Below are 15297 nucleotides of genomic sequence, written 5' to 3'. Positions count from 1 at the left end.
GTGCATTTGCACCCCCCACACCTGGGTCCCCACGGGCATGCCGCATGCTCGAACAAAAGGGACATTCCACGCAGCGCGTCAAGATGAGCCCCCAACACGGCAGTGTCCGGAGTACGCTTCAGTCGCCGGAAGAGGTCTGGGGCAGTGCGTCCGTCATGCCAGGCGATCAACCGGTCCCCGGAACCACCCGTAGCCCCGTCACCAGTAGCCCCGTCACATCAGGATTGAGCCACATGCAGTCCGACATCGACGCCCAGCTCAGCAACTTCTTTGAAGACACGCCCCCGCGCGAGTTCGACGTGGTGCTTCGCGGCTACGACCGGCACCAGGTCGACGAGCACATCAAGCAGCTCGACAACGAGGTGCGGCAGACCCGCGAGCAGACCCAGGCCCTGCAGCGCGAGCTGTCGGACGCCCACCGTCAGCTGCAGGAGCAGGAACGCCCGACCTACTCCGGTCTCGGCGCCCGCATCGAGCAGCTGCTGCGGCTCGCCGAGGAGCAGGCGACCGAGCTGGTCCAGGCGGCCCGCTCGGAGGCGAACGAGATCAAGGCCGCGGCCAAGGTCGACGCCGCCGAGCAGCGCGCCACCGCGGAGAACGACGCCGCCGAGCTGCGGGCCACGGCCCAGCGCGAGGGCGACGACATGCGGCAGGCGGCCGAGCGGGAGGCCGAGGAGGTGCGCACCTCCGCCCACCGCGAGGCCGACGAGCTGACCTCCACCACCGAGCGCGAGGTCGCCAAGCTCCGGGCCACCGCCGACCACGAGGTCGCCGAGAAGCGCGCCGCCGCCGAGCGTGAGATCGCCAAGCTGCGCACCACCACCGAGCGCGAGGTGGCGCAGCTGCGCGCGTCCACCAAGCGTGAGCGCGACGAGATCCTCACCACGGCCAAGCGGCAGGCCGACGAGATGCGGGCCCAGGCCCAGCGCATCCTGGAGGAGAGCGAGGCCCAGCGCGCCCAGGCCGAGGCCGAGTTCGAGATCCAGCTCGCCGCCCGCCGCGAGGAGGCCGACCGGCAGGACGCCGAGCGCCACTCCGCGGCCCAGGCCGCGACGCAGAAGCTGGTCGCCGAGGCCGAGCAGCGTGCCGCGTCCGCCGAGCAGCGCGCCGCGAAGGCGACGCAGCAGGCCGAGCAGACCCGGCGCGAGGCCGACTCGCACGCCAAGCAGCTGATGGCCAACGCGCGCAAGAACTCCGACAACGTGATCGCCGAGGCCAAGGCCCAGGCCGAGCAGCTGCTCGCCGAGACCAAGTCCGAGGCCGACCGCGTCCGGACGGCGGCGCAGCGCCAGGTCGACGAGCTCACCCGGCAGCGCGACAGCATCACCAGCCACCTCAACCAGCTGCGCCAGCTCATCGGCGGCGTCGCGCCGTCGATGGGCGCCGAGCCCGAGCTGGCCGCGCCCCCGGAGAAGGCCGCCATCCCGGCGGCCGAGCCGAAGCCGGCCCCCGCGCAGCAGGCCCAGCCCAAGCAGCAGCCGGCCGCCAAGGCCGCGCCCGCGAAGCCGGCCCAGGCCAAGAAGTCCGAAGAGGACGACGAGGACTGGTGGCAGGAGTGACCACCTGACGGTCGGGCATGACGGGAAAGCCTGGAGGCGGTGAAACGCCTCCGGGCTTTCCGTCGTCTCAAACCCGTAGACGCAGGACAGAGGAGAGCCGCGTGCCCGACGAGACCCCCCAAGACGACGGCCACGAGCCCTCCACCGGCGAGGGGCGGCCCACGACCGGCCGCCGGGTCCCCGCCCCGGCGCCGCCCGCCGACGACGCCGACGAGACCCGCCACACCGCCAAGACCCGCGACGGCGAGGCCCCGAATGACGAGGTCCGCGACAGCGACGTCCGCGACGACGTGGCCGGCGACAGCTCAGCCGACGACGACAAGACGCGCAGCGGCAAAGCGCGCGACACCAAGACCCGCGACGAAGGGGCCCGCGACGAAGGGGCCCGGAGCGCAGAGGCGCGCGACAAGGTGGGCGGCTCCGATGACACGGATGACGATGAGAGCGTCGCGCCGAGCGGTGCGCTGATACCCGAGGAGATCGAGCAGCCCGTGGGCGAACGCGACCCGGCGACCGGCGCCCCGGTCACCCTCCCGGCGGCGCAGTCGGCCACCGAGCCGGTGGTGCCGGAGCCCGGCGCGCCCGACCCCGCACATGACGTCGAGCAGCGCAAGCGCGAGGCGGGCGTCGACCACCTGTTCCCCTTCGGCAGGCCCGGTCAGCCGCTCGGCCGCGCGCACCCGTTCGTGTTCGGGTTCACCGCGGCCCTCGGCGTCATCACGGCCTGGATGCTGGTGAAGGCCGCGACGAACGCCAAGTCGGTGCTCGTCATGATCGTGGTCGCGATGTTCCTCGCGGTCGGGCTCAACCCGGCGGTGGAGCGGCTCCGCAGGTTCGGCCTCCCGCGCGGCGCCGCCGTCGCCACGGTGTTCCTGATCGTGATCCTGTTCTTCGCCGGGTTCGTCGCATCCCTCGTCCAGCCGGTGTCCGAGCAGGTCACCGAGCTGCGGCACAACATCCCCGAGTACGTCCAGCAACTGCAGAGCAACAAGCGGCTCGCCGACTGGGACAAGCGCTACGGCCTGCTCGAACGCGCCGAGAAGACGGTGAACGGCGACGGCTTCCAGAAGGGCCTCACCGACACCGCCACCGGCATCGGCAAGGTCGCGATCAACGGCATCTTCCAGACGATCACGATCCTGATCCTGACGCTGTACTTCCTCAGCTCGCTGCCGCAGATCAAGACGTTCTTCTACCAGCTGGCGCCGCGCACCCGCAGAGCCCGCGTCGCCCTGCTCGGCGACGAGATCCTCGACCGGATCGGCGGCTACGTCGCGGGCCAGTTCACGATCGCGCTCATCGCGGGCGTGTGCTCGTACGTCTTCCTGTCGATCCTCGGGATCAAGTACGCGCTGGCCCTGGCGCTGATCGTCGCGGTGACCGACCTGATCCCGCTCATCGGCGCCACGATCGGCGCGGTGATCGTGTCCCTCGTGGCGTTCCTGACAGGGAACACGACCGACCTCATCGTCTGTGCGATCTTCTACGTCATCTACCAGCAGGTGGAGAACTACCTCGTCTACCCGCGGGTGATGAAGCGGACCGTGGACGTCCAGCCGGCGGTGACGATCGTGGCGGCCCTGGTCGGCGCGGCGCTGCTCGGTGTCGTCGGCGCCCTGCTGGCGATCCCGACGGCGGCCGCCATCTCACTGCTGATCCGCGAAGTCGTCATGCCACGCCAGGAGACGCTGTAGGGGCACCGCGAGAGGCCGAGGCTCGCGACCGGCTCAGCGGGCCGTGCGGGCGAGGGCGGCGGCGAACTCCGCCACCGCCTGGTTGAACAGGTCGGGCTGCTCGACCGCGCACAGGTGTCCGGCGCGCGGGATGACCAGCAGCTCGGCGTTCGGCATCGCGTCGGCCATGGCGCGGGCCTCGTCCTCGGTGGCCAGCCCGTCCTCGTCCCCGATCATGACGAGGGCGGGCGCGCGGAGGCCGCGGAGCGTCTCGGAGGAGTCCGGGCGTCCCGCCATGGCGCGCTGCGCCCACGCGGCGGCCTGCGGCGGCGCCGCCTGGACGAGGCCGCGTACGCGCCCGTAGACCAGCGCCCGCTGCCGATAGGTGGTGGGGCCGACGAGGCCGGGCAGCACCTCGTCCACGAGGATCCGGGTGCTGCGCTCGCCTTCCAGTGTCTCGGCCTGCCGCAGCCGGTTCTCCCGGACGGGATCGGTGTCGGCGGTTCCGCGGGTGGCGGCCAGCACGAGGCCGAGGACGAGGTCGGGGTGCCGCCGGCACAGTGCCATCGCCACGTAGCCGCCCATGGACAGCCCGCCCACGACGGCGCGCCGGACGCCGAGGGAGCGGCACATGCGGGCGACGTCGTCGGCCATCGTGTCGACGGACGGCTCGTCGTCGCCCAGCCGGGAACCGCCGAAGCCGCGCAGGTCCGGGGTGATGATCCGGAACCGGCCGGCGAGGCCCTCACGCTGGGCGAGCCACATCGCCGAGGACAGCGGGAAGGCGTGCAGCAGCACGAGCGGCGTGCCGGTCCCTACGTCCCTTGCGTACAGCTGCACCGTCATTGGGCAATGGTCACTCGCCATCGCGTCCAGTGGGACGGAGTGGCCGCGATCGGCCGCATGTGTTTATATGTCCGTTTCATCCCTTTCAGTCGAGCCCTTTCAGTCGAGCCCTTTCAGTCGAGCCCATCGGTCAGGGCCCAGCGATCAGAGCCCGATGATCAGAGCCCGTCTGGTCACTCCCATTCGGTGGGGAGGGGGTAGGCGGCCGGCGCCACCCGCTTGACGATCTCGTTCAGCACGATCCGGACGTAGGGCTCGCCCACCCAGAGGTGCTTGGCGTTGTCCACCCCGACCACCTCGGCCTGCGGGACGCGCTTGAACCGCTCGCGGGCCTCGGCCGGACGCAGGTAGTCGTCGAACTCCGGTACCAGCGCCACGACGGGACGTCCGTCGGCGCCCCACGCGTCCAGGTCGGCGTCGCCGGCCCTCTTCAGCGGCGGCGACAGCAGGATCAGGCCCTCGACCAGCGGATCGCGTCCCCACCTGAGCGCCAGCTCCGTGCCGAACGACCAGCCGAGCAGCCACGGCCGCGGCAGGTCGTGGTACTCGGTGTACTCCAGGGCCGCCGCCACGTCGAACCGCTCGGTCTCGCCCTCGCCGAACTCGCCCTGGCTCGTGCCGCGCGCCGATGTCGTCCCCCGCGTGTTGAACCGCAGGACCGCGATGCCGGCCAGCGCGGGCAGGCGGAAGGACGCCTTGCGCTGGACGTGGCTGTCCATCATGCCCTCGGCCGTCGGCAGCGGATGCAGGCAGACCAGCGTCGCCACCGGCGGCCGCTCGAGCGGCAGCGCCAGCTCCCCGACCAGCTCCAGGCCGTCGGACGTGTGCAGCGTGATCTCCTCACGCCGCGCCGGCAGCACCGTCGCCGCCCTGATCTCCGCCATCGCTCTCTCCGTCTCCTTCTTCGGGGGGCGCGTGCGCGCCCGGCCGGGTGGTGTCTACCGCATAACGGACGCCGGTCTCCAGTGACACCGGCCGCCGAGCGCCGGTCGCCGGTGGCGCGGGATGCCGTTCATCAGTGACCCGGGACGCGGTCGCGCGTCAGTAGCGCGGGGCATTGCGCGACCGGAGGGCGCGGGGCGAGCGGCGGGTCCGGGCCTGCCAGCAGGGACGGTGCCAGTGCCGCCGGTCGTCGCCGCTGTCGCCCGCCCGCCAGGCGACGACGTGACCGACGCCCGGAGGGATCTCCTGGTCGCATCCCGGGCAGCGGTACGGCTTCACAGCGCCGGCCCCGGAGATGGACCGGACGATCCACTCGCCGTCCGGCCCCTCCTCGGTCTCCTGAGCCCACGAGGCGCCCCCGCCCCTGGCGGAACGTCCAGATGCGGCGCGGCGGTTCTTGCGGGGGCTCATGCCCTAAAGCATATGAACCCCGGCCACCCCCTCACGGACAGCCCGCCTCCCGCGGAGGTCTACTCGGGCCTTCCCTTTGGTTCAGCAGTGGCTTCTTGGTTCAGCCGTGGCTTCGAAGCTCAGCGCAGTGGCTTTCCGGCGGTGGCGTGCTCCACGAGGAGGGGCGCCGGGGCCAGGGCCGGGTCGCGGGTCTCGGCGTGCAGGGCGCGCAGGACGGTGACGGCGCGGTCCGGGCCGATGCGGTCGAGGTCGGCGATGGGGCCGGTCGGGTAGCCGCAGCCCAGGGTCATCGCCGCGTCGATCGAGTCGGCGTCGGCGTATCCGGCGCCGAGCATGGCGGCGGCGTCGTTCAGGTAGGGCAGGCGCAGCGCGTCCACGATGAACCCGGCGCGGTCGCGGCAGCGCGCGACGGTGAGGCCGAGGCGCGCGAGGAGGTCGGCGGCGCGATCGGCGACGTCCGGGGCCGTCGCGACGGTGGCGGACAGCTCCGCCAGGGTCCCGGCCGGGTCGGGGAGGTGCAGCCCGACGACGTCGGACGGACGTCCGGTGGCCATGGCCTGCCGGATCACGGAGCCGTCCGCCGAGGTGACCGCGATGACCGTGCCGGGCTTGGCGGCCTGGACGGCGGCGGACAGCAGCGCCCGCGCGGCCTCCGGGTCCTCCGCGGCCTCGACGATCAGGTCGCAGCCCCCGAGGTCGGCGGCGGAGTCGCCGACCTGGACGCCGGCCCGGTCGCACAGCGCGGCGACGGCGTCCGCGAGCGGGCCGACACCGACGACGCCCACCGTCGGCAGAGCGGCGTCGCTCGTCCCTCCCTCGGCTGCGCCCTGCGTCGCATGCCCTCCGTCGGCCGGACGGGACTTGTCGTAGGAGTAGAAGCCGCGGCCGGTCTTGCGGCCGAGGAGTCCGGCCGTGACGAGTTCGCGGAGCAGCGGCGAGGCGGCATGGCGGCGGTCGCGGGACTCGGCGTAGATCGCCTCCAGCACCTCCAGGCAGGTGTCGAGGCCGATCAGGTCCATCAGGGTGAACGGGCCCATCGGCAGGCCGGCGCCCGCCTTCATCGCGGCGTCGATGTCGTCGCGGGTGGCGTGGCCGGACTCCAGCATCGTCGCGGCCTGGTTCAGGTAGCCGAACAGCAGGCGGTTGGCGACGAACCCGGCCCGGTCCCCGATCGTCACCGGCGTCTTGCCGAGGCCCTCGACCAGGTCGGCGACCCGGGTGACGGCCTCCGGCTCGGTGAGGACGGTCCCGATGACCTCCACGAGCTTCATGACCGGCGCGGGGTTGAAGAAGTGCACCCCGACGATCTTGGTGGGACGGCCGGTGGTGACCGCGATGTCGGTGACCGACAGCGAGGAGGTGTTGGTGGCGAGGACCGCGTCCTCCCGGCACACGCGGTCGAGCTCGGCGAACACCGTCCGCTTCAGGTCGAGCCGCTCGGGGACGGCCTCGATGACGAGATCGCAGTCACCGAGGTCGGCGAAGTCGGTCGACAGCGTGATCCGGTCGAGGATCTCGCGCTGGGCGTCCTCGGTGAGCCTGCCGCGCTTGACGGCCCGTCCGGTCGAGGACTCCAGGTTGCCGCGCCCGCGGTCCAGCGCCTCCCGGTTCACCTCGATGCCGACGACCGCGAGGCCGCCGCGCGCCAGCACCTCGGCGATTCCCGCACCCATCGTGCCCAGTCCGACGACCCCGACCCTGCTGAACGAACCACCGCTGAACGAACCACCAGTCATGAGGGGCAGTCTTGCAGAGCGGTCGCCCGTGGCCGATGCCGGGTACGACAGGGGCGTGCGCCTCGGAATCTTCCTTCTCGCCACCCGTTTCCCGGGCGAGGACGACGCCGCCGCCCTGTCCCGGACCGTCGAGGCCGCCGTCGCCGCCGAGCGCGCCGGGTTCGATGATGTATGGCTGGCCGAGCACCATTTCATGTCCTACGGGGTGGTGCCGTCCGCGACGCTTCTCGCGGGGCATCTGCTGGCCGCCACCACCCGGATCGGGGTCGGGACGGCGGTGAGCGTGCTGTCCACCCAGCATCCGGTCGCGCTGGCGGAGCAGGCCGCGATGCTGGCGCTGCTGTCCGGCGGACGGTTCCGGCTGGGCGTCGGTCGCGGGGGACCGTGGCGCGACCTGGAGGTGTTCGGCACGGGCCTCCCGCGCTACGAGCACGGATTCGCCGAATCCCTCGATCTGCTGCTGGCCTGGCTGCGCTCCGGCCGTCTCGCCTGGGAGGGCGAGCATTTCGCCTTCCGGGAGGTGCCGGTCGTTCCGCGGGCACCCGTCCCGCCGCCGGTGACGATCGCCTGCACGTCCCCCGCGACCGAGGCGCTGGCGGCGGAGCGCGGCCTGCCGATGCTCCTCGGGATGCATGTCGGGCCGGAGGAGAAGGCCGCCGCCATCGCCCGGCACGGCGACCCGTCTCTCCCCCACATCTCCACGCACGTGGCCCAGGTCGCCGACACTCGGGAGGAGGCCGTCGCCACCCTCATGGACGGCATGCCGCGCTGGCTCGGCCCCGGCCTGGAGGGATACGTCGCCGTGGACGACCGTCCGCGCCCGTCCCGCGATCCCGTCGCCTACACGCGCCTGATGTGCGACCTGCACGCGGTCGGTTCACCGGACGACTGCGTCGACTCCCTCGCCACGACCGCCGAGCGAACCGGCATCAGCCACCTGATCCTGCTTGTGGAGGGCGCCGGATCCCGAACCGCCACCCTGGAGAACATCACTCGCCTGGGCCGCGAAGTCCTCCCAAAACTCCACGCGGCCGCGATATGAACGCGCGGCGCGCCGACGGGGTCGGCACGCCGCGCGTTCATCTGGCGGCGGTCGGTCGGGTCAGCAGTCGCGGAGTTCCGGGGACTGGTTGAGGATCTGTTCGCGGGCCGTGACGAACGTCCGGTACGCGCTCGGGTCCCCGTCGGGGAAGACCGCGACGCGGTGGCAGTTCTGGAACGCGAGTCTCACCCCGAAGTAACGCTCCAGGGCGCCGCGCATGGCGTCGCTCGCGAGGACGCGCAGGAGCTGGCCGCGCGCCTTCTCGTCCGGCGGCGGCGTGAGGTTGTCGGCGAAATCTCCGCCGTCCACCTGCAGCCGGGCCACGAGGCCGCTGATCATTTCCCACGCGTACGGGAGGGAGGTCTTGATGCACTCGACGAAGTCCGCGTCGCCGACCTCGCCCTTCTGCGCCGTCTCCAGCAGTTCCGGGGTCACGTCGAGGGACATGCGGGGTCCTTTCGCAGACGGAGGATGAACACCCACACGCCGACGGTAAACACGGCCCGGAGGTAATTCCAGGCTTGACAAAGATTTTCATTCCGCTACGGCAGGGCCCCTGACCGGTTCCCGACCGGTCAGGGGCCCCGTCTCTCCGTGCAGACCTGCCTCTCCGTGCAGTCCCGTCTTTGGTGCGGGTATGTCTTCCGTGCGTGGCTCCGTCGTTCGTGTGGACCCGTCACCCAAGTGCCATCGCGCAGAGTCGTCGCACAGGGGCCGACGCGCTGGGTCATCGGACAGCGGCGGCGTTGTGGTGACGCCGCCGTCCGGCCTGCCGGGGGGTGAGCCGCTCGGCGCGCTCGGCCCAGTACTCGCGGGCCCGCCGTGCCAGCCGGGCGTCCCGCGCGGCGCCTGCCTCCGCGCGCAGTTCGCGAGCCCGCTCAGTCATGAGCGACTGCATGATCTCGTGGTGGAACACGACGCCTCCTGAATCCGCGGGCCGATCGGCACGACCCGACATCCAAGAGACTCGCGCTAAGGTCCCCGGCTCCACATTGGCAGGTCGCCCTATATCGCCCGGTCAGCGGCCTTAGGAGTACTTAGGAGCCCACGTCCGGCCCTAAGGACCGGCGCGGCTGGCAGGATCGCGGCATGGGCGATCCGCTGGCGGGGTTGGACGACATCGACTGGGCGGGGCTCGACCACGCCTACGGTTCGGCGGAGGACGTGCCCGGCCTTCTCCGCGCCCTTTCCTCGCTCGAAGAGGAAGAGCGGGACGCCGCGCTGGGCGAGCTGTTCACCAACATCTTCCATCAGGGAAGGCGGTACGGCGCGGCCGCCGCAGCGGTCCCGTTCCTGCTCGCTCTGGCGTCCCACCCCGGTACTCCCGAACGCACCGGGCCGCTCTACCTGGCGGCCGCGCTGGCCATCGGGTACGACGCGGCGCACCTGCCGTCCGGTGTCGGCATCACCGCCTGGCGTGAGGAGGTGGCGCGGTTGCGGGAGACCGACCCGGCAGCCGAGGCACGCCGGCTGGAGGCGTTGGTCACGGAGGCGGCGAACCAGCAGGAGCGCCGCGCCAGGGCCGTCGACCGGGACCACTTCGACTTCGCGTGGGCACTGCGCTCCGCCGAAGCGGAACTCGCCGCCTACGACGCCGTCCGTGCCGGACTGACCACCGTTCTGACCCTGCTCGGCGATGACGACGCCGGGGTGCGGGCCACCGCCGCGTACACGGTGGGGTGGTTCCCCGAGGAGGCGGCGGCCTCCCTCCCCGCGCTGGAGGCGCTGCTCGAAGCCGAGCAGGACCAGAACGTCATCGCGCACGCGCTCGTCGCCGCCGGACTCCTGGACGGCCGGGCGCTGCTCCCCCTGTTCCGCGAGCACCTGGCGAGTACCGAGCCGCTGTCGCGCTGGGCCGCCGCGATCGCACTCGCCCGCCTGAGCGAGGACGATGCGCCCATCATCGCCGAACTGGCGTCCTCCTGCGCGTCCCCGCCCGAGGGAGACATGGCCTTCCTGGAGGGCGACCTGCGCCTCTACTCGGCGCTGACCCTGGCCGCGCTGGAAGAGGCCCCGCCCGAGGCGGTCGACGCCGTCCTCGACGGTCTGTCCCGCACGTCCGACGAGGCGTCGTTCCCGATGGCCGAGGCAGCGCTCAGGCTGACGTTCGGCAGTCCGGCCTCCCCGCTCCCCCCGTTCGCCGAACTCACGACCGCGCAGCAGCGGACCGTCCAGACGATCGCTGAACTGCCGCCCTCAAGCTGGCAGTGGGCCAACCTGCTGGAGATACTCGACGTCTGGGGCCTGCCCACCGTCCAGTACGAGTGCCGCCGGTACGCCGGTCTCGCCTGAAGCAGCCCTGACGCCGCACTAAGGTGATGCACCGTGCGTCTCGTTATCGCCCGCTGCAGCGTCGACTACGCCGGCAAGCTCACCGCCCACCTGCCGATGGCCCTCCGCCTGATCCTGATCAAGGCGGACGGGAGTGTGAGCGTGCACGCCGACGACCGCGCCTACAAGCCCCTCAACTGGATGAACCCGCCCTGCTCGCTGCGCGAGGAGGTATACGAGGAGAACGGCGCCGTCGCGCGCTGGACGGTCACGCACGGCAAGTCGGGCGAGCGGCTGATCCTCACCATCGAGGAGTTCCTGCACGACACCATCCATGAGCTGGGGATCGACCCCGGCCTCCAGAAGGACGGCGTCGAGGCGCACCTTCAGGAACTGCTCGCCGAGCACATCACCACCCTCGGCGAGGGCTACACCCTGATCCGCCGCGAGTTCCCCACGGCCATCGGCCCGGTCGACATCCTCTGCCGCGACGCCGCCAGCGCCACCGTCGCCATCGAGATCAAACGCCGAGGCGAGATCGACGGCGTCGAGCAGCTCACCCGCTACCTGGAACTGCTGAACCGAGACCCGCACCTGGCCCCCGTCCGGGGCGTCTTCGCGGCCCAGGAGATCAAGCCCCAGGCCCGCGTCCTCGCCACCGACCGCGGCATCACCTGCGTCACCCTCGACTACGACGCCCTGCGCGGCATCGAACACGAAGGCACCCTTTTCTGACCCGGCCCTCCGCAACGTCGCGGGCGACGACGCGGTGGGGGCGGGTCGCGTTTCCGGGACGATTCCTGGCGTAGGCATCACATTTCACGGGGCAGCTCCGTCATATGGGTGAGAAGCCGTGATTCCTCACTGGACCCAAGGGATGGATGGGGCATGCCAACGCAGCGCGAGGCCGACGAAGCCGAGATCCGGCAGCAGATCGACAAGATCGTCCAAGGGATCCGGGCCAAGGACCTGAAGGCCCTGGAGGAGGTGTACGCGGGGGACGTCGTTTCCTTCGACGTCGAGCCGCCGCTCCAGCACGTGGGGAGGGCGGCGAAGCTGAAGAACTGGACGAACGTGTTCACGTTCTTCCAGGACGTGTCCTACGAGATCCGCGACCTCACGCTCACCGTGGGCGACGAGGTGGCCTTCGGCCACGGCTTCGGCCGGCTCAGCGGCACGCTGGGGAATGGCACGGCGACGAGCGGCATGTGGGTCCGGGCCACGCTCTGCTTCCGCAAGACCGGCGGCACCTGGCTGATCGCGCACGACCAGGCCTCCGTCCCGATGGACGTGTCGAGCGGCACGGCGGTGGTCGACCTCACCCCATGACGGCCGCTGAGCGGGATCTCCTGGTCCTGCCGCTTCCGGAACGCCTCGCGCTCAGGCGCGGGAACGGATGGACAGCGCGAGGGCCGGGCACATCTCGGCGGCCTTCACGGTGTCGCGCAGAAGGCGGGACGGAACGTCGGTCCGAGTGATGACGGGATACCCGAAGCGGTCGAGTTCGACAAGGTCGGGTATCAGATGACTGCAGAGCTTGTGTCCGGCGCATCGCGACCAGTCGACGGCCAGTTGGCGTCCTGACTCCTCTTCGGTCTCCTCGCCGGGGATGGGGAGGACCCGGCGGGTGGGCCGGCCGCATCCGCCGCTGTTCAGGTGCGTGTCGACGTCGTCCTTGAAGACCTTGAGCGCCGAGAGCAGGAAGCGGGTCGTGCCGTCGGGGTGGCTGCAGGCCCCCCGCCCCCGCACGATCGCACTGCCGCTGCGGATGGCGGCGAGCGCCTCGTCACCGGTGGTGCCCGCGACTAGGGCGCCGAAGGAGCGGGCGATGGCGGGCAGGCCCAGCCGGCAGGGTCCGCACTGGCCGGCGGACTCGGCGCCCATGTAGGCGGCCACGCGGGCGACCTCGCCGATCGGGCAGGTGTCGCGGGGCAACGGGATGACGATTCCCGCGCCGAGCGCGGCGCCCGCCGCCTCCATCGATTCCCGGGAGACTGTCGCGGCGGCCGCCTGTGCGGGGGTGAGCCAGGCGCCGTGGTAGCCGCCGATCATGACGCCCTGGCCCGCGTCGGTGCCGCACCGGTGCAGCACCTCGGCGAGGGACACCCCGGTCGGGGTCTCGACGACGATGTGTCCGCCGTCCGGCGCGGTGACGGTCAGCAGGACGGTGCCGGGCTCGGCGGTCGTGCCGACCGCCCGGTATCCCTCGGCGCCGAGCTCGGCGAGAACGGCCAGCTGGGCGAAGGTCTCGGCGTTGGACAGCAGTGTCGGAAGCCGGTCGACACCGCTCTCGGCGGTCCTGCCCTTGCGTCCGGGCGGTATGGGCGTCTCGCCGTTGACGCCACGTACCAGCGCTCCGCTCTCTCCCGTGATGAAGCGTTCCGGCAACTGGACCACGCGGGCGCGGGTGCCGAGTCCCGTCTCGGCGAGGGCCGACCGCAGCGAGCGCGCGGCCGATCCCTCGTCGGTGATCCCGATGACGAGCTCCTTGGCGCGCAGCGCCCCGACCGCGAGCATCGCGCCTGCCAGGACGAGGTGCGGGACGTGCGCGAGAAGGGCCTTGTCCTTGGAGCTCGCGGGCTCACCCTCGGTCGCGTTGACGAGCACCACGGGCGGCCGCTCGGACCTGGCCGCCGCCTTCTGCACGGCGGCGAACTTGCGGGCGAACGGGAAGGCGGCGCCGCCCCGGCCGCGCAGGTCGACCTGCTCGGCGAGAGCCGTTAGTTCGCCGGCCGTCAGCCGGGCCGGCACGCGGTGGACTCGCCGGTGCCCGGCGGCGTCGAGCCGCGGGATCCGGCCGAGCCCGGCCAGCAGGCGGGGCCGGCCCATCGCCGTCACGCGCGGGGTGGTGCTCATGAGCGGCTCCTCGACCAGCTGCGGGCTTCGTCTTTCAGGTCCGCCCAGAACTGCTCGTCGGGCACCTGGGCGGCGGTCTGCGCCGCCTGCCTGGCCGGCGGCGTGACGGCGGGCTGGACAGCCCTCGCCCCGGTCGCCCGCCGATGCCGCGAGGCGATGGTGAGGCGCACCAGCACCAGCAGCACGACCGCGGCCGCGCAGGCCAGATAGCTGAACGTCACCCAGTGCTTGGCGGCGCGACCGGCGTTGAGGCCGTGGACGAGGGAGACCGGCCAGCACAGGTAGGCGCTCAGATGAAGCAGGCGCCACGTCCAGGCGCGTCCGGCGCCGATGAACCGGCCGCGCACGAGGCCGATCACGAACGCCAAGATCATGAGGTCACCGGCGGCCGAGCCCAGCGAGACCATCAGGCCGTGCCCGCGCAGCCCGGCGGCGGGCAGCACGGAGTCCAGCGCCGTGGCGTGCCGCTCCAAGATCTTGAGCGTGACGTGGACGGTGAGGAAGCTCATCGACAGGGTCGCGGTCGCCCGGTGCACGGACTGGGCCAGGATCCGCATGCGGACCGGGGTGAATCGGCCGCTCGCCAGCAGCCCGAACACCACGGCCCCGGTCAGCCCCACCAGCGTGAAGACTCCGGAGAAGAACTCGAGGAACGACTGCGCGGCGGCCACCGCGCCCGCGGCATGGCCGGTCCATCCGACGGCGGCCGCGGCGGCCAGGCCCGCGGCCGACAGCAGGAGTGCCCGCGCCCGCCGGACGCCGCGCCGCGGGATCGCAGCGGACGACGAGGTCGTGTTCATGGTCCCTTTCACGTCAGAACACCGGCACCGAGGGCCTCGCCGTCGCCGACTGCGACGGTCGGGGGATGGCGGGGCCGAGAGCCGCGCCGGCGCCGATGTTGGGCAGCGGGTCTCCTGCCTCGATGCGCGTCCCCTTGCGCTCGGCCCGAATCGCCCCGGAGGCGGGAACCCCCAGGGTCCAGCCGCCGACGCACAGGGAGTTCAGGGGTACTGAACGGCCGCCGGACAGGAGCCCGAACACCACCGCGGCCGCTCCGCCCACGTGCCTGCCCGTGCAGGACTCCTCGTTGCCGGTCGTCCCGAGGTAGTCGCCCCGGCGGACGGCCGAACCGTCCTTGACCCTTGTCAGGGCGGACATCTGGGAGTAGGTCGAGGAGAACCCGTTGGGATGGATCAGCAGGAGCATGCCGCGGCCGGGCGCACGGCTGCACAGCCGGTACAGGTGCCCTGGACCGGCCGCCAGGACCCGTCCGTCCTCGCCCGTGAACGCGACCAGCTCCGTGCTCCTCGTGGGGCGCATCGTCCACGATCTGCCGGGTGCCCAAGGGAACGAGAGACCGGTGTCCCTCGACGCCGCCTTCCTGCCGTACCCGGTCAGGAAGGCGCGCTCGGCCTTCGGGACGACGGTGACGGGCGCGCTCCGCGCGAACGCCGTGAAGTCCTTGGATCCCGTCACGGCGACTCGCCAGCCCGTTCCCTGGTGGTGAGCAATGAACAGCGACGCGTCGGGAGGGGCCTCCACCCCTTCGGGAGGAGGGAGGATCGAGGAGCCGAAGGCCCAGCTGCGCGCCGGGTCCGACCTGAAGAGCAGGACCCTGGGCGCGGCCGGGGCATGTCCTCCGAAGGCGCGGCGGGCGATCGCCGAGCGCTCCCTCAGGATCACGTCGCGCACCATGTGCTCAAGCGGCGTGGCCTGCGCCGGCTGGACGGGCGGCCCCGACGTGCGGGGGGCGTGCGCCGGGCGCCTCGGAGCGGCCCCGGGCGAGGACGTCCGCGCCTGCGTGCTCTTCGCGGGTGCCGCCGTCTGCGCGACGACAGCGCACAGCACGAGCAGGACGGCGCCCGCCGCGGTGCCGCCGAGCCACACGATGCGATTGGCCAGCGGCAGGATCGACCTGCCGCCGGCTTGATGGCCGGACATCACCGGATCAGCGTCGCGTC

General features: G+C 72.1%; 15 protein-coding genes. 6 read left to right on the top strand and 9 right to left on the bottom strand.

Going from position 1 to position 15297, the window contains the following annotated elements; genetic code table 11:
* Positions 1 to 233 precede the first annotated feature (233 nt).
* Together FKD65_RS31955 and FKD65_RS31945 are read left to right on the top strand one after the other, a co-directional pair.
* Positions 234 to 1559 (top strand): DivIVA domain-containing protein, encoded by a 1326-nt coding sequence (locus FKD65_RS31955; protein ID WP_141581829.1) that lies wholly within the window; start codon positions 234 to 236, stop codon positions 1557 to 1559.
* Positions 1560 to 1660: 101 nt separating this feature from the next.
* Positions 1661 to 3253, top strand: coding sequence for an AI-2E family transporter (locus FKD65_RS31945; RefSeq protein WP_240809697.1), 1593 nt, complete (start codon positions 1661 to 1663; stop codon positions 3251 to 3253).
* A 33-nt stretch (positions 3254 to 3286) separates the two neighbouring features.
* Here the strand turns inward: FKD65_RS31945 and FKD65_RS31940 are convergent, their stop codons facing one another.
* The 4 genes from FKD65_RS31940 to FKD65_RS31925 all read right to left on the bottom strand — a co-directional run bounded on the left by FKD65_RS31940 (position 3287) and on the right by FKD65_RS31925 (position 7167).
* On the bottom strand, positions 3287 to 4078 hold the full coding sequence (locus tag FKD65_RS31940; protein ID WP_141581823.1) for an alpha/beta fold hydrolase: 792 nt from the start codon (positions 4076 to 4078) through the stop codon (positions 3287 to 3289).
* Between the two features lie 173 nt (positions 4079 to 4251).
* A complete protein-coding gene (locus FKD65_RS31935) occupies positions 4252 to 4962 on the bottom strand; it encodes an alpha/beta hydrolase (protein ID WP_141581821.1) in 711 nt (236 codons plus the stop codon).
* Between the two features lie 157 nt (positions 4963 to 5119).
* Positions 5120 to 5431, bottom strand: a complete 312-nt coding sequence (locus FKD65_RS31930; protein ID WP_141581820.1) for an ATP/GTP-binding protein — start codon at positions 5429 to 5431, stop codon at positions 5120 to 5122.
* A 119-nt stretch (positions 5432 to 5550) separates the two neighbouring features.
* Positions 5551 to 7167 (bottom strand): 3-hydroxyacyl-CoA dehydrogenase family protein, encoded by a 1617-nt coding sequence (locus FKD65_RS31925; RefSeq protein ID WP_141581818.1) that lies wholly within the window; start codon positions 7165 to 7167, stop codon positions 5551 to 5553.
* Between the two features lie 55 nt (positions 7168 to 7222).
* Here FKD65_RS31925 and FKD65_RS31920 point away from each other — a divergent pair, with 55 nt between their 5' ends.
* Positions 7223 to 8209, top strand: a complete 987-nt coding sequence (locus tag FKD65_RS31920) for an LLM class flavin-dependent oxidoreductase (RefSeq protein ID WP_141581816.1) — start codon at positions 7223 to 7225, stop codon at positions 8207 to 8209.
* A gap of 60 nt (positions 8210 to 8269) precedes the next feature.
* On the opposite strand, the gene FKD65_RS31915 is transcribed toward FKD65_RS31920, so the two are convergent.
* Complete coding sequence (locus tag FKD65_RS31915; protein ID WP_141581813.1) at positions 8270 to 8656, bottom strand: SCO5389 family protein; 387 nt, start codon at positions 8654 to 8656, stop codon at positions 8270 to 8272.
* Positions 8657 to 8936: 280 nt separating this feature from the next.
* Positions 8937 to 9125 carry a hypothetical protein gene (locus FKD65_RS44520; RefSeq protein WP_168221257.1) on the bottom strand — a complete coding sequence of 63 codons (189 nt, stop codon included), beginning with the start codon at positions 9123 to 9125 and terminating at the stop codon, positions 8937 to 8939.
* 173 nt (positions 9126 to 9298) lie between these two features.
* Here FKD65_RS44520 and FKD65_RS31910 point away from each other — a divergent pair, with 173 nt between their 5' ends.
* The 3 genes from FKD65_RS31910 to FKD65_RS31900 all read left to right on the top strand — a co-directional run bounded on the left by FKD65_RS31910 (position 9299) and on the right by FKD65_RS31900 (position 11809).
* The gene (locus FKD65_RS31910; RefSeq protein WP_141581810.1) at positions 9299 to 10501 is read left to right on the top strand and encodes a HEAT repeat domain-containing protein; all 1203 of its coding nucleotides are present in this window, start codon (positions 9299 to 9301) and stop codon (positions 10499 to 10501) included.
* Positions 10502 to 10534: 33 nt separating this feature from the next.
* Positions 10535 to 11215: an endonuclease NucS gene (gene nucS / locus FKD65_RS31905; protein ID WP_141581808.1), complete on the top strand. Its 681-nt coding sequence runs from the start codon at positions 10535 to 10537 to the stop codon at positions 11213 to 11215.
* A 153-nt stretch (positions 11216 to 11368) separates the two neighbouring features.
* A complete protein-coding gene (locus FKD65_RS31900) occupies positions 11369 to 11809 on the top strand; it encodes a nuclear transport factor 2 family protein (protein WP_141581806.1) in 441 nt (146 codons plus the stop codon).
* A gap of 51 nt (positions 11810 to 11860) precedes the next feature.
* Here FKD65_RS31900 and FKD65_RS31895 read toward each other — a convergent pair whose 3' ends face one another.
* From FKD65_RS31895 to FKD65_RS31885, 3 genes are read right to left on the bottom strand one after another with little or no spacing between them, the layout of a single operon-like run.
* Positions 11861 to 13336: an NADH-quinone oxidoreductase subunit NuoF family protein gene (locus FKD65_RS31895; RefSeq protein ID WP_141581803.1), complete on the bottom strand. Its 1476-nt coding sequence runs from the start codon at positions 13334 to 13336 to the stop codon at positions 11861 to 11863.
* Positions 13333 to 14136 (bottom strand): hypothetical protein, encoded by an 804-nt coding sequence (locus tag FKD65_RS31890; protein WP_141581801.1) that lies wholly within the window; start codon positions 14134 to 14136, stop codon positions 13333 to 13335. Before FKD65_RS31890 ends, FKD65_RS31895 begins: the two co-directional genes overlap by 4 nt.
* A gap of 13 nt (positions 14137 to 14149) precedes the next feature.
* Positions 14150 to 15277, bottom strand: coding sequence for a peptidoglycan DD-metalloendopeptidase family protein (locus tag FKD65_RS31885; RefSeq protein ID WP_141581798.1), 1128 nt, complete (start codon positions 15275 to 15277; stop codon positions 14150 to 14152).
* Positions 15278 to 15297 lie beyond the last annotated feature (20 nt).

This window comes from Actinomadura sp. WMMA1423 (genome assembly GCF_006547145.1).
Taxonomy (GTDB): domain Bacteria; phylum Actinomycetota; class Actinomycetes; order Streptosporangiales; family Streptosporangiaceae; genus Spirillospora.
The sequence above is the reverse complement of the archived record's forward strand: the minus strand, read 5'-3'. Positions and strand labels throughout refer to the sequence as shown.